This is a genomic window from Kluyvera georgiana (genome assembly GCF_050990895.1).
GTDB classification, from domain to species: domain Bacteria; phylum Pseudomonadota; class Gammaproteobacteria; order Enterobacterales; family Enterobacteriaceae; genus Kluyvera; species Kluyvera georgiana.
This window is the reverse complement of the sequence record NZ_CP158865.1, coordinates 4517246-4531606: the sequence shown is the minus strand read 5'-3', so window position 1 is coordinate 4531606 and position 14361 is coordinate 4517246. Positions and strand designations below refer to the sequence as shown.

The following is a 14361-nucleotide window of genomic DNA, read 5'->3' as shown; positions in this document are numbered from 1 at the left end:
CTCCTGAAAATTATTGTAGTGTGCTGGCATCGCTAAAATAGCGGCCCATTGCGCCATACAGGCCAATTTTCTCCAGCACGGCCAGCTCGCCTTCGTTCTCCACACGTTCGGCGATAAGGGGGACATTGATCTGGCGTGTCGCCCAATAAATAGCTTCTATAAAGAGTTTTTTATCTTCTTCTTCATTGATGTGGTGAATATAGCCGCCGTCGACCTTAATCCACGCCAGCCCCCACTGCGGCAGGTTGCCAATCAGATGGAAGCGACCGCCGAAATGCTGAATTCCCAGGCCGCAGCCCAGCTCCTGTAGTTTTTTCACCAGCACGCTGACGCGTTCTGGCTCCGGTAGTTCGTTCTCATCCAGCTCGAGCGTCAGCCGCGATGCCAGGTGGCGCGCTGCTTTCAGCGGCTGAAGCAGGGCGTTCAACCCCTCGTCGTCCGCGACGCTTTCGCCGCTAATACTGAGCGCAAAAGCGTGGGTGGTGCTTTCCATCGCACGCAGCGTTTGTTTGAGCATAACGACGTCCATACGACGTCCCAGGGCCAGACGGCGAACCCAAGGGATGAAACGACCTGCTGGGATAATTTCGCCCTCTGCGGTTTTAATACGCGCCAGAATTTTACGATGCAGAACAACGTGTTTGCTATTGCACTCGTACACGGGCTGCGAATACAGCTCAAAGGCTTCTTTATCCAGAATCTCCGTCAGGCGCTGATGCCAGTGGTGATGGTCCTCATCCGGCGTTGGCTGCGCGGCCAATGCCGGGTCGACGAAGGTGCGCATATCGGCTTCGGCAGCCACCAGAATCTGGTCCGCCTGACGCAGTAGGTTTTGCGGTGTATCGCCATAGTGGAAAGCGACTTCAGCAAAATGCGCCACCGGGTTGACGTCGCTCAAGCCCGTTTCATAGAGCGCCTTCAACTGTGTGTGCAGCGAGTTTGCGAAGCTCTCCATCTCAGTGGGAAGAACGGGGGCGGTGATAATCGCGAACTCACCGCCGCGTACGCGGGCGACGAAGCCTTCGCTGTGAAAAAAGCGCTGCTGGAGGCTGCTGAGAATATCGGCTACCGCTTTGAGTAATTTATCGGTGCTGGCGCCGCCAAGGCGCTGGTTAAGCCCCATCAGGTCCTGCACACGCAGCAGGATCAGGTTGCCGTCGGCGTGGTCCTCATCGCTGAGGCGGGTCTGAAATTTTATGTCAAACGCGCGACGGTTGTTCAGACCGGTAAGACTGTCGTTATAGGCTTCCTGTCGCAATATTTCGGTGCGCTGAGCCTGCTCGCTAAACAGCGCTTTAAGCTGGGTGACCATCATATTGGTCGCTTCGACGACCCGACGCAGCTCCGGTGTTTTCGGTAGTGCAGGTAGGCTCAGGAACTCACGGCGGCTGATCGCGGTGGCTTGTTCCACGATATAGTTCAGAGGACGCAGACGGTGGCGCAGCAGGAACATCGCGCCCAGAATACACAGCGCGCTACAGCCGGTCAGCCACAGGAAGCTGGCGACCAGGCTGCTCCACAGGCGCGACAGCGCGAACATCGGGTGGCTGACCACTTCTACCCGCGCAGCTTGCGTCCAGCCGCGCATGACGATGGCTTCGCCATGGCCAGGATTCAGATGTACCACGCTGGCGAACCAGCCCGGCACGTTGGCGCTGGGCGGGATGTTCTGGCGTTCAATAATGGGTTTACCCGTTTTGATATCGACCACCTGAATACGGTAGAAGTAACCGCTATCGAAAATGGAGTTCACCATCAGCTCGGTCATGACCGGGTCGTCGATATGTGCGGTCAACGATAGGCCGAGCGCCGTGGCGGCATCCTGGGCATGCGCGCTCAGCTGGTTATGATACTGCTCGCGCGAGCTTTCCAGCGTGGCAAAAAAGTTGCCGCAGAAGATCGTCAGCGTAAACAGGCAGATGCCAATCAGTAGCTGTTTATAAAGGGACATGACCGCTTCCTATTCATTAATTACAAACCCTTCTGCACGCATCCTGGTGAGAAGATCCTGCCAACGTGAAAGTCGTTTACTGTCGCCAACGCGCTTGCTGCCGCTGGCCTGCGGGATCCATAAACCTTCCCCGTTAAAGGAATAAACAGGGAGCAGATCGCTGCGGGCGGTGGCGGGTAATATGGCGGGCTTCAGGTTATCGAGAACCAGCGGAATAGCGTCCGGCGTCGAATACCATGTTACAACCATATGTGCCTGATTTAATTGTAATGCTTTAACGTAGGTAATCCGCAGCTGGCTTGCCGGAACACCTAATTCACGTAGGGTAAAATATTTGGCCAGCGCGTAGTCTTCGCAATCTCCCGCGCCCTTGCGCAGAGCTTCCACCGGGGTTGCCCAGTAATCCTCTTGCCCCCAAACCGTTATATCGTCCACAAAGCGGATGCGCGAATTAAAAAATTGGTTCACGCGGTTCAGGGTGGCCTGAATGTTGCCCTGCGTCGGCTGTTTAAGCAACGCCTCCCAGGCATCGATATTGCGCTGGGCAGCGGGCGTCGTGGGGCCATATAGCCGTTGCGTTCGCTCGTTGATGGTATTGAAATCCCATCCCGCGCTCAGTTCGGGCGGCACCAATAGCAGTAGGGCCAGAAACAACGACAGCCAGCGTTTCCAGATAAGTGGACGTACGATATCCCGCAGGCGCTTCATTCAGCAAACGCTCATCATTAAGGGATTATGTCGTCTTGTCATGCTGATGGCGCCAGTGTTTTCGGTAAGCAACATAGCCGGAAAGGTAGTGTTCGACATCATCAATTCGCACCCGGAAACTGTGGTGACGAATGAAAAAACTGCCCACGATGCGGGACGGATTTTTGAAGAACATCGCCAGCTCAGGCCAGAAAAAGCCGTTCGCGAGGTAGCGCGCCCGCGTCTCCAGCGCCAGGTTGAACTTCTCCAGATCGAACCCGTCCAGCAGGTGACGATGCTCGGAAGTCGCCAGACGGCTTAGCATGCGCGACGCCGCCATCATCAGTTCGAGCAGCGTCGGATAGGTGGTGACCCGGTTGATCACGAAGTCCAGGTGATCGCGCACGTTGTCCAGGCCAAACTGATAATAACGCTCAAGCGGACGGTACAGCGTTAACTCGTTTACACAGTAGCTTAGCCAGTGGTCGTGAGCCTGCCAATGCTTCTGCGCGATAAAGTGATCCATGGCGCGCTCAACGATAGCCAGCCAGCGCGGCGCTTTTGTCAGGCCGTACAGACGCATCAGCGCGAAGGCGGCTTCCCCATCGTAATAGATGATGCGGTGTTCGGCTTTCAGCGACAGATCGGCGGCGTGCAGAACGTGATTAAAGCCGCCGGTCTCCGGCTTTTGCATAAAACCGATGCCGTTAGCCAGTCGCTGCATCTGCGGGAGATAACGTTCGTCACCGGTCAGTTCAGTGTACTTGACCATCGCCAGAATAGAGACCGCATTGCCGCCAAGTTTAATCTCGCCGCCGGTGTCGATCAGGAAGTCAGCATCGCTGCCGTCCGGCAGGCGGCGCGTTTCGATAAGTTCGCTCGACAGGTCGTGCAGCGCGCGCTCAATCGCCGCAAACTGGGTTTCATTTTGCGTCACTTCCCAGCCTTCGAGCAGCGCGTAGGTTGAACTGGCGTGGCGTAGAGCGTTATAGGTTGGGATCGCGCGGTCGAAGCAGGGGAACCAACCGTAATGGTAGCGCCCCGATTTTTTCACCTGACGAGCCAGATAGTCGCTGGCGGAGAAGATCATCGGATCGAGCGCCTCTTCCTGCCAGTGCGACAACTGACGATAGCCGGAATTGCGACCATTGGATTCGATGGGGTACACCTGCTTGCCATCGCAGAACAGGCTGCGGGTGGTGAAACGCCAGATAAGCTGTTCTGGTTTATCCGGCCAGCTCAGTGCGGTGCCGAAACGCCAGCGTGCGTAGTGCGCCAGATTCGTCGCATTGGGTGTCGCAACGCCTTCACTACCGTGATACAGCAGTGCGTTGGCGTAAATTTCCTGTTCGAGAATGGGACGCTGGAAATCAGGCGTGAGGCTCAGACCAAAGCGAAAGTAGTTACGCTTGGTTTTGCCAAATTTATCCTGTAGTTCGTCCCAGCGCAGGGTCTGAATTTTGTCGACAAAATCGGCGCGTAGCCAGAGTAAAGACCGTGGCTGCTGGTTTTCCCAGAGCTGTAAATCGTCCGCCGCGCGCTGCCAGGCTTCATCGAGCGTGCTGCCGCAGGCATAGGCGGTATAGGCGCGTTCCTCACCATTGCTAGCGCTCAGGAAAAGGATATAGCCGGGAAAGGGGGACGGTTGCGCGGAAATTGCCAGTTTGTCAACCTGGAGCCGGATAGGTGCAAGTAAATGGTTGAGGGGCATTTATTCTCCTTGTCTTGCCAGAACATCCTTATCGAGAAACTATTTACTCAGCATACCACTATGATTATTGTTTTGTGCAAGCACGCGCAGTAGTTTGCTTAATATATGATGCATTATCCTGATATAACCCTGGTTTAGGATATTACACGTTAGTAAAAAGTTGTAGCTCAGAATGCATAAAACGTAAGGCCTAATGCAGATAATGGGCTAAGGATAATTAATTGTTTGTGCCGGAAAAGGAATAAATGAATGGATGAACAACGGGTATCAACAAAAAAAACACTCGTCGTAGGGATGATCCGAAGCGCAGGCCGCCCAGGTAATGCCATTGTAGCCAATGCCCACGCTGCTGCAATGCAAAATGCGAAATTGATATATTTTACACCTGACGACGTTGATATAAATAAGAAAAAAATAAATGCATTACATTATGTTGATGGTCAATGGCGAACTATCGTTAGTGATTTCCCTGATGTCATTGAAAATGACGAGCGCTCTCTTAGGCGCAAGGACATTTTTTCTGTTCTTACTCAGAATGCGCCGTTCACCATGCATTTATTAGGCGGCAAACTGACCACATTCAACCGAATAAAGAAAGCTGGTATCTACGAAGAGTTATTGATCCCTGATTATTCTATTAATACATTAACTGATTTTACTCATGCAGCAGGGGTCTTCGAGAGATTTGTTATTAAGCCAATGCGCGGATCTCAAGGGTCGAATGTAAGTTACTTTGAGCGCATTGAGGGGGGGGTTAGGGTTAATCACTGCGGTAAGGTAAGCGAGTTAAGCACCGCTGATTTAGCGAATTTTTATCATGATGTTATCGGAGAAAAGCACTACCTTCTGCAAAAATATGTTGAGAGTCGAAGCAGCCATGGACTTCCTTTCGATATTCGGATTCATGTCCGACGAGGGGCAGAAGCCCGATGGAAGTTGGTGAAGATCTATGCACGAATTGGTGCAGGAGATACCATTGTTTCTAATATTTCAGCAGGCGGGAGCATGGCGAGTGCAAGCTCTTTTCTGACTGTACAGTTTGGACAGGACAAAGGCCGTCAGATTCTCAATGACCTAAGAGCGCTGGCGAAATCATTCCCTGCAAAATTTCAGTCTCTGTATCCAGAGTTTATGATTGATGCACTCGGTATTGATATTGGCGTTGATAGAGAAGGAAAATTATGGATTTTCGAAGTTAACAGCTGTCCCGGGGCAAAGTTTTTTGCTCTGGAGGCTGCGATTCCTCGCATGGAATATGCAATATGGTTAGCGCGAGATTATGCCGAACGTCAGCGTTCGAAGGTATGATGACCCGCCGTGTTATGAGTGCTGGGTCGCCAGCAGCATACGGGAGTCCTGGGTGGGGTGTTGATCTGCCGGGTGCCTGCGGCACCAGGGTAACGGAAAACGGCGGGGTTGCAGAGGATTTTGCGAGGGGGATTCCAGAATAACCATCGCGTTTTCAGGCAGTCCGGGAGCGGATTGCGGCGGGTTAACGATAGCGGTACTTTCTACACGCACCTGCAAAATCAGGTGTCGGGATTGACCTCTCCTGTGGCGGACGTTTAACCCGTTACAGGAGGATGCCCACATGGCAACGATCCCCACCCCAACTCATCCATCATCCGAAAAAACCGGCAAAACCGAGCGCCGCTACACCGTCAGCTATGTTCCCAACCAGAACCGCCCCAGCACACCAGCTCTTAACCTGAGCGGGAAATGGCTCAAAGACGCTGGCTTCTACACCGGTACTGGTGTCACAGTGCAGATTGCCGGAGACTGCATTGTACTTATTCCTGACGGCGATGAAGTGCAAGCCCTGCGCAAGCAGCTTAAACAGATGAAGCAGGCGATAAAAACGGTGAAAGCGGAAGTGCTGAACGCACTTTAAGAGGCTGAATCAGCGAATTTGGCTGATAAAGATTCGGATGCAGAAAAGCAAAAACCCAGCCATAGGCTGGGTTTTCTGAATAAGTGGTGCCCGGACTCGGAATCGAACCAAGGACACGGGGATTTTCAATCCCCTGCTCTACCGACTGAGCTATCCGGGCAACGGAGCGCATTAAACCGTAGTCGCTCTCTCGCGTCAACCAAAATCAGCGAAAAACGGTTCAACTGCTTACTATTGCGGCAATCTACGCGTTCATGCCGAACGATGGCGCAAATCGAGCTGCCACCAGGCAGTCATTCGCGTGGCCGGGCGTGCTGGCTCAGGTCAGCGCGCCGTTTGTTCGGCACTGGGCGAAGCGCAGAATGTCTTCTGCAAGACGATAGGCGGTGTCCACATCAACCTGGCTGCGATTGACCAGCATGCGACTGAGGCAGCCTTCCAGCACCAGCTCCATCTGTTTCGCCACCATCGTGGGGTCGTCCACTTCCAGCTGGGTCAGCAGCTCATGAGTGAAGTGGAATGCGGCCTGCTTCTGCTGGTTGGCGAGCTGATGAATCGGGTGTTCGGCGTCCGGGTAGAAGGTGCAGGCGGCGATAAACAGGCAGCCGGGGTAGCGGTTTTTGGTCACGCAGTTGGTCAACGCCGGATAGCGAGCCAGCAGTTTCTCTTCGGCGGTCATCTCTTCGTTGAGCATCAGCTGGCGACGCCAGGTCTCTACCTGCTGGCTTAAATAGCGTAGCGCGTCATACAGCAGCGCTTCGCTGTCCGGCCAGAAGCGGCGCAGTTCATCGAGTGGGCGGTCCACGCGCTCGGCCACCATCTCCAGCGTGGTGCTTGCAATCCCTTCTTGCTCAAGGAGCTGCAGGGCTTCTCCTAATACATCTTCGCGTTGCACGGTATTCTCCTCCGTTCCCGACGGCTATCCGTCTCAAAGTGTTGTCTACGGTTGGCGATCGCGCAAATGCGCGCGGAACGCGGCGGCGTCCATAAAGCCGGTTACCCGTAGGACGGGCTGCTCGTTGCCGTCTTCATCAAAGAAGAGGATGGTCGGCAAGCCCAGTACCTGTAAATGTTTTAGCAGCGCCACGTCCTGTGCGCTGTTAGCCGTCACATCTGCCTGTAACAGTACCGTATTTTGCAGCGCCTGCTGCACCTGCGGGTCGCTAAAGGTGTACTTCTCAAACTCTTTGCAGGCGACGCACCAGTCGGCGTAGAGATCGAGCATCACCGGTTTACCGCGGGCGTTGGCCAGCGCGGCGTTCAGCGACTCTACGTTGCTGATGCGGGTAAAGTTGAGGTGCGCCTGACTCTGCGTGACCGTCTGGCCAAAGACCCAATCCTGAAGCGGACGCACGCTAACCAGCGCCGCGGCCAGCAGAACAATTTGCCCGATGCGCTGCCACGGCTTGTTCAGCCCGAGACTGGTGATAAATGCCCAGCCGAAGAAAGCCACGCCGAGCATCGACCACAGCCGCAGCCCCCATACATCGCCGATAATGCGTTCCAGCAGGAACACCGGCAGCGCGAGGATGACAAAACCAAAGGCGGTTTTGACGTGCGCCATCCACGGCCCGCTTTTTGGCAGCAGACGGTTGCCGAACACGGTGACCAGAATCAGCGGTAGCCCCATGCCCAGTGCGTAGAGGTACAGCGTACCGCCGCCGAGCCACAGATTACCGCTCTGGGCGATATACAGCAGAATAGCGCTCAGCGGCGCGGTGGTGCACGGCGAACAGATAAGCCCGGCAATCGCCCCCATCGCGAACACGCCGCCGAGGGAACCCCCTTGCTGACGATTGCTCATCAGGGTCAGACGGGTTTGCAAGGAAGACGGCAGCTGGAGCGAGAAGGCGCCAAACATTGATAGCGCCAGCAGGACAAACACCGCCGACAGGCCGATCAACACATACGGGTGCTGCAGCGCGGCCTGGAACTGCATCCCGGCGGCAGCGACCACCAGGCCGAGGGCGGTGTAGGTTAGCGCCATGCCCTGCACGTAGATAAAGGCCAGCAGCAGCGCGCGGGCGGTAGAGAGGCGCTGTTTACCGCCAAGGACAATACCGGAGATCAGCGGGTACATCGGCAGCACGCAGGGGGTGAAGGCGATGCCGATACCGATTAAGAGCGCCCAAAGGGCAGAGAACGGGAGATCCGAACTCGTGTCGCCCTTCACTCCGGAGGGGAGCGCGGGAGATGTCTGTGCGGCTTGCGTCACCGCGTTCAGCGGCACGGTTCGGGTTTCCGGCGGGTAGCAGAAACCCGCGTCGGCGCAGCCCTGATAGGTCACCGTCAGCGTCGCCCCGTGGCTGGCCTGTGTCAGCGTCACCGGCACGACCAGGTGCTGGCGATAGATTTCGCTTTTGCCGTAGAACTCGTCGTTATGCGGTTCGCCTTTGGGGAGCTGTAGCGGGGCAATGCTGGCGTTGGCCGGGTTAATTTTGATCTGCTGGCGATAGAGATAGTAGCCCTCTTTCACCTGCCAGCTCAGATTTACGTCATGCTGGCTCTGCTGAAAATCAAAGGCAAATGCCTGGTCAGCAGGAATAAAATTGCTGCGGCCGGGTCCGTCAAACAACCCGGCGGCGAAAGCTGAGGTGCTGCACAGCAGCAGGATCAGCGTAAGGATGCGTTGAGCCATGAGAGATAATCAACATCTGCGTGAGTAACGGGTAACACTAACAGTTCTGGCGTTTGGTACGGGTGATGCGACTTCAGGCAGTCCAGCAACGCCTGCTGGTGGGCAAGGTCGGTTTTTAGCAGCATTTGCACTTCATACTCCTGCTCGAGCTTCCCCTCCCAATAGTATAGCGAGGTCGCGCCGGGTAGCAGGGTGGCGCAGGCCGCTAATTTTTCCGCCAGTACTTTTGCCGCCAGATCCTGGGCGGTGGCTTCATCCGGAGCAGTACAGAGGACCACTACAGCGTCGGGAGTGCTCATTGTAAACCTCGTTATTGATGAAAAGAGGCACTATAGCACGGCACCTGGAGAGGGTTGAGTGAATCGGGCCGCAGAGCGGCCCGACCTTAACGATTTTTACACGGCGTCACAGGGTTAGAGCATCAGCCCGCCAAAGATGAAGCCGAGGATAACGCAGAGGGCAATGGCAATCACGCCCGGGATCAGAAACGCGTGGTTAAACACGTACTTGCCGATACGGGTGGAGCCGGTGTCGTCCATTTCTACCGCCGCCAGCAGCGTTGGATAGGTGGGTAACACGAACAGCGCGGAGACGGCGGCGAAAGATGCAATTGCCGTCAGCGGAGTGACGCCAAGCATGAGCGCCGCAGGCATCAGCGCTTTCGTGGTCGCCGCCTGGGAGTAAAGCAGGGTAGCGGCAAAGAACAGCACCACTGCCAGCAGCCACGGATAGTTTTGCAGCAGATCGCCCGCCACCGCCTGAATGTCGGCGATGTGCGCTTTCACGAAGGTATCGCCCAGCCATGCGACGCCCAGTACGCAGACGCAGGCGCTCATGCCGGACTTAAAGGTGCTGGCATTGAGGATCTCGCCGGTATCGACTTTACAGGTGATGCAGATGAGCGTCGCGATGGTCAGCATAAACACCACGATCGCTTCGTTACGCGGCAGAACCGGGTTCTGAATTAGCCCGACGGTGTCGCTGATGGCGGTGGCGTAGAACATCACCGCGACAATGCCGACCAGGAACAGCAGCACCGAGCGCTTAGCGTGCGGCTTCAGGTCAAAGACCTTACTGCCGCGCAGGCGCACTTCCCCTTTGGCCAGACGTTCCTGATATACCGGGTCATCCTTCAGTTCACAGCCAAGGAAGTTACAGACGATGGAGGTCAGCAGGACGGCTATCAGCGTCACCGGAATACAGATAGCCAGCAGCGTCAGGTAGCTCACGCCCATCGGCTCGAGGATACCGGCGAAGAACACCACCGCCGCCGAAATCGGCGAAGCGGTAATGGCAATCTGCGAAGCTACCACAGCGATGGAGAGCGGGCGGGAAGGGCGGATGCCCTGTTCTTTCGCCACTTCGGTAATCACCGGCAGCGTGGAGAACGCCGTGTGCCCGGTACCCGCGAGGATGGTCATAAACCAGGTGACCAGCGGGGCGAGGAAGGTGATGTATTTGGGATGTCGCCGCAGCAGCCGTTCGGCGAGACTGACCAGATAATCCATCCCGCCAGCGATTTGCATGGCGGCAATCGCGGCGATAACCGCCATAATGATTTCAATGACGTCAAACGGTATGGCACCGGGTTTAATTTGAAAAATCAGCGTCAGCACCAGCACGCCGAAGCCGCCGGCAAAGCCGATGCCTATCCCCCCGAGTCTTGCCCCTAAGTAGATGGCAAGAAGCACAATGACCAGTTCTGCTCCAAACATATTAGCCTTCCTTGTTTACCAAGTTGATATGTAATTGTTGTGTTTTCGTGAATTATAGAAACAAAAAAGGCATGTCATCATGACATGCCTCAGTTTATTAGTCAGAAAGACTATTGTTCGCTTTCATCGGTATAACGCTTCGCTTTATAGGCCGGGTGCATCAGGTTCTGCGGCGAGAAGATATCGTCCAGCTCCGCTTCCGTCAGCAGGCCGCGCTCCAGTACTACTTCACGCACGCTCTTACCGGTTTCGGCACAGATTTTCCCGACGATGTCGCCGTTGTGGTGGCCGATGAACGGGTTCAGGTAGGTGACAATACCGATGGAGTTGTAGACGTAGCTTTCGCACACTGCTTTATTCGCGGTGATGCCGTCGACGCATTTTTCCAGCAGGTTGTAGCAGGCGTTAGTCAGGATGTGGATAGACTCAAACAGCGCCTGGCCAATCACCGGCTCCATCACGTTCAGCTGCAGCTGACCCGCTTCGGAGGCCATGGTGACGGTGGTGTCGTTGCCGATCACCTTGAAGCACACCTGGTTCACCACTTCTGGCACCACCGGGTTCACTTTGGCTGGCATGATGGAAGAACCGGCCTGCAGCTCCGGCAGGTTGATTTCATTCAGGCCAGCGCGCGGGCCGGAGGAGAGCAGGCGAAGGTCGTTGCAGATCTTCGACATTTTCACCGCCAGGCGTTTCAGTGAGCTGTGGACCATGACGTATGCGCCGCAGTCGGAGGTCGCTTCAATCAGATCTTCTGCCGGAACGACCGCCAGATTGCTGACTTCCGCCAGTTTCTGTACCGCTAACTGCTGGTAGCCATCCGGGGTGTTCAGGCGGGTACCGATGGCGGTGGCGCCGAGGTTCACTTCCAGCAGCAGTTCTGCGGTGCGCAGCAGGTTTTTGGTCTCTTCGTTCAGCAGCACGCTGAAGGCGTGGAATTCCTGGCCCAGGGTCATTGGTACCGCGTCCTGCAGCTGGGTACGGCCCATTTTCAGCACGTCCTGGAACTCAACGGCTTTACGCTGGAAGCCTTCACCTAACTGATGAATAGCATCAACCAGCTTCACGATTGAGGCATACACCGCGATGCGGAAACCGGTCGGATAGGCATCGTTAGTGGACTGGCATTTATTGACGTGGTCGTTCGGGTTCAGGTACTGGTATTCACCTTTCTGGTGGCCCATCAGCTCCAGGCCGATGTTTGCCAGTACCTCGTTGGTGTTCATGTTGACGGAGGTGCCCGCGCCGCCCTGATAGACGTCTACCGGGAACTGATCCATGCATTTGCCGTTGTTCAGCACTTCATCACAGGCCGCAATGATGGCATTCGCCACGCCCTTAGGAATGGTTTGTAGCTCTTTGTTCGCCAGGGCCGCCGCTTTCTTCACCATGACCATCCCGCGCACGAACTCCGGGATGTCGCTGATTTTACTGTTACTGATGTAAAAGTTTTCAATCGCTCTCAGAGTATGAACGCCGTAGTAAGCGTCAGCAGGAACTTCCCTGGTACCTAACAGATCTTCTTCGATACGAATGTTGTTTAGCATGTGAACCTTCTTTTGCGAGCTGCCAATGATTTCACCAAATACGCAGGATTTTTGTGGTCATGCGTTTTTCTGACCGCAGATTATTTCCTTAAACGGCCCGGTGTCCATGATCATATGCTGATGATAGCGGATTGCAGTAATCTGGATCACTTATTATCAGGCGGAACAGATAAGAATTATTGATTTGTGAAATGAATCACCGCTTGACGATTGTTGACAAAAATATCAATCGTCTCTGATTGAAAAACGGCGATTGACCACCACTTTAGTTTAATGCAGAGAATGATGACTCGCTGCAAGCGCGTGATACGCGTTGTTGACCTCACAGGAGATGCCAGTGCGCTGGATACCGTTAATTGCCATATTTCTCTATGTTTACATTGAGATATCTATTTTTATCCAGGTCGCCCATGTGTTTGGCGTCCTGATGACGTTGATTCTGGTTATTTTTACCTCGGTGATCGGCATGTCGCTGGTCCGTAACCAGGGCTTCAAAAACCTGATGCTGATGCAGGAAAAAATGCAGGCGGGCGAGAGCCCTGCGGCGGAGATGATCAAAAGCGTATCGCTGATCCTCGCGGGCCTTCTGCTGCTTCTGCCGGGCTTCTTTACCGACTTCCTCGGCCTGGTGCTGTTGCTGCCGCCGGTGCAAAAGCACCTGACCGTGAAGCTGATGCCGCACCTGCATTTCGGGCGCATGCCGGGTGGAGGTTTTGCCGGTGGGACCAACGGCGGGCAAACCTTTGACGGGGAGTATCAGCGTAAAGACGAACGTCCTGACCAACTGGACCACAAAGACGATAACCGCCCGTAACTGAGGGTGATGATAAAAAGCCGGCTCGCGTGACGCGCTCCGGCTTTTTTTATTGCCTGATGGCGCTGTGCTTATCAGGCTGACAAATGGCGCGTAGGCCGGATAAGGCAACGCCGCCATCCGGCAATCAATATGGCTACGCGCTTCTTTATGGCTACGCGCTTCTTTTCGGCAGCAGCACCCACAGCGCAGCCAGCATAATCACCGCGTACAGGCTCTTCCATCCCACCATCGCCAGCAGCAGCAGGCACAGCGCCACGCCAATCACCGACAATACCCGGTAACGCCCCATCAGCAGCTTGCAGCCGGCCAACATGCACAGCAGATAAATCATAATAAAAATGCCGTTGGCGTAAATGATGAGCGCATCAAGATTGATGTTAAGCCAGTAGCTGGCAAGTGTGCTCACCATGCAGCTGCCAATCACCACGCTCAGCGCGTTGCGCGGCACCAGCCCGGGGGAGAGGCGAGCCAGGTAGCTCTCTGGCTTATGCTGCGCCTGCGACCACACCAGACGAGCAAAGCTTTGTATGTAGATGTTAAGGCTGGCGAAGCAGGCAAGGAACCCGACCACGCTAGCCACCCACAGCGCCTGCACGCCGAACAGCTGTACCACGATGGTCGGCAATGACGCTGCGGCGGTGTTGGCGGCCCCGTAAGCATGGAAGTGCAGTACCAGCACCGTACAGGCCCAGTAGACAATACCCGCTAGCAGCAGACCGACGATCAGCGCGCGCGGGAAGTCACGCTCCGGATGACGAAACTCCGAGGCCATATGGGCAAACGCCTCAAGGCCGACAAAGCACCAGAACATTACCGACAGCGCGGCGAATAGCGGCGATATTTCAACATCCGGTAGCGCCGGGAAAGGAATGGCTTTCAATGAGATATCGCCATACACCCAGATTGCGGCCAGCAGGGCGACAATCAATATCGCAACCAGCGTTTGCAGGTTGGCGCTGGAGCTGGCACCGCGCAGGCCCAGCCACCAGATCAGGCCGAGCGTAGCCATTTCGGCCATCAGTAACTGCCAGCCGTGCCAGCCGAATAGCGCTTGGGTAAAGCCCGAGGCGATGTGTAGCGCGGCGGGCAGGCCGACGGGGATCACCGACAGGAACAACCAGCCGGTAACACGTGCCAGGCGAGGGCCAAAGGCCATCTCCACAAAGTGCGCGACGCCGCCCGCGCTGGGGAAGTGCCGGCCAAGCAGCGCGAAAACGATCGCCACCGGGAAAACCAGTACGATCAGCGCCGGCCAGGCCCACAGGCTGGTCTCCCCGGCGACGATGGCGCCCAGCGCCGGAACGGCGAACACGCCAGTGCCCAGCAGCGACGTCGATAACAACCCAACTCCCTGAGCGAAACCCAGCTCCTGTTTCAGACCTGACATGACTTGTTTCCATACCC

At 55.6% G+C, this 14361-nt stretch carries 11 protein-coding genes, 1 tRNA gene and 1 pseudogene; 3 read left to right on the top strand and 10 right to left on the bottom strand.

Annotated elements, in window-relative coordinates; translation table 11 throughout:
- Positions 1–10: 10 nt before the first annotated feature.
- The 3 genes and pseudogenes from lapD to ABTW00_RS21485 form a co-directional block, all read right to left on the bottom strand.
- A complete protein-coding gene (lapD, locus tag ABTW00_RS21495) occupies positions 11–1951 on the bottom strand; it encodes a cyclic di-GMP receptor LapD (protein WP_433637515.1) in 1941 nt (646 codons plus the stop codon).
- A 9-nt stretch (positions 1952–1960) separates the two neighbouring features.
- On the bottom strand, positions 1961–2659 hold the full coding sequence (lapG, locus tag ABTW00_RS21490) for a cysteine protease LapG (protein ID WP_433637513.1): 699 nt from the start codon (positions 2657–2659) through the stop codon (positions 1961–1963).
- Between the two features lie 55 nt (positions 2660–2714).
- Positions 2715–4349 (bottom strand): annotated as a pseudogene (locus ABTW00_RS21485) (Mur ligase); the annotation flags it as partial.
- 249 nt (positions 4350–4598) lie between these two features.
- Between ABTW00_RS21485 and ABTW00_RS21480 the strand changes: the two are divergent.
- Together ABTW00_RS21480 and ABTW00_RS21475 are read left to right on the top strand one after the other, a co-directional pair.
- Positions 4599–5657: a YheC/YheD family protein gene (locus ABTW00_RS21480; RefSeq protein WP_065356614.1), complete on the top strand. Its 1059-nt coding sequence runs from the start codon at positions 4599–4601 to the stop codon at positions 5655–5657.
- A 283-nt stretch (positions 5658–5940) separates the two neighbouring features.
- Entirely contained in the window at positions 5941–6240 is a 300-nt protein-coding gene (locus tag ABTW00_RS21475; protein ID WP_433637511.1) for a SymE family type I addiction module toxin, read from the top strand.
- A gap of 84 nt (positions 6241–6324) precedes the next feature.
- Here the strand turns inward: ABTW00_RS21475 and ABTW00_RS21470 are convergent.
- The 6 genes from ABTW00_RS21470 to aspA form a co-directional block, all read right to left on the bottom strand.
- Positions 6325–6400, bottom strand: a tRNA-Phe gene (locus ABTW00_RS21470).
- 159 nt (positions 6401–6559) lie between these two features.
- Positions 6560–7135: a transcriptional regulator gene (locus ABTW00_RS21465; protein ID WP_065356623.1), complete on the bottom strand. Its 576-nt coding sequence runs from the start codon at positions 7133–7135 to the stop codon at positions 6560–6562.
- Positions 7136–7180: 45 nt separating this feature from the next.
- Positions 7181–8878, bottom strand: coding sequence for a protein-disulfide reductase DsbD (locus tag ABTW00_RS21460; RefSeq protein WP_433637508.1), 1698 nt, complete (start codon positions 8876–8878; stop codon positions 7181–7183).
- The gene (gene cutA / locus ABTW00_RS21455) at positions 8854–9177 is read right to left on the bottom strand and encodes a divalent cation tolerance protein CutA (protein ID WP_433637505.1); all 324 of its coding nucleotides are present in this window, start codon (positions 9175–9177) and stop codon (positions 8854–8856) included. Before cutA ends, ABTW00_RS21460 begins: the two co-directional genes overlap by 25 nt.
- 114 nt (positions 9178–9291) lie before the next feature.
- The gene (locus tag ABTW00_RS21450) at positions 9292–10593 is read right to left on the bottom strand and encodes an anaerobic C4-dicarboxylate transporter (protein ID WP_065356625.1); all 1302 of its coding nucleotides are present in this window, start codon (positions 10591–10593) and stop codon (positions 9292–9294) included.
- A 110-nt stretch (positions 10594–10703) separates the two neighbouring features.
- Positions 10704–12140, bottom strand: coding sequence for an aspartate ammonia-lyase (aspA, locus tag ABTW00_RS21445; RefSeq protein ID WP_064546796.1), 1437 nt, complete (start codon positions 12138–12140; stop codon positions 10704–10706).
- Between the two features lie 337 nt (positions 12141–12477).
- On the opposite strand from aspA, the gene ABTW00_RS21440 reads away from it, so the two are divergent.
- Positions 12478–12954: an FxsA family protein gene (locus tag ABTW00_RS21440; protein WP_064546798.1), complete on the top strand. Its 477-nt coding sequence runs from the start codon at positions 12478–12480 to the stop codon at positions 12952–12954.
- A 154-nt stretch (positions 12955–13108) separates the two neighbouring features.
- Here the strand turns inward: ABTW00_RS21440 and yjeH are convergent, their stop codons facing one another.
- Complete coding sequence (gene yjeH / locus ABTW00_RS21435) at positions 13109–14344, bottom strand: L-methionine/branched-chain amino acid transporter (protein WP_065356626.1); 1236 nt, start codon at positions 14342–14344, stop codon at positions 13109–13111.
- Between the last annotated feature and the right edge of the window lie 17 nt (positions 14345–14361).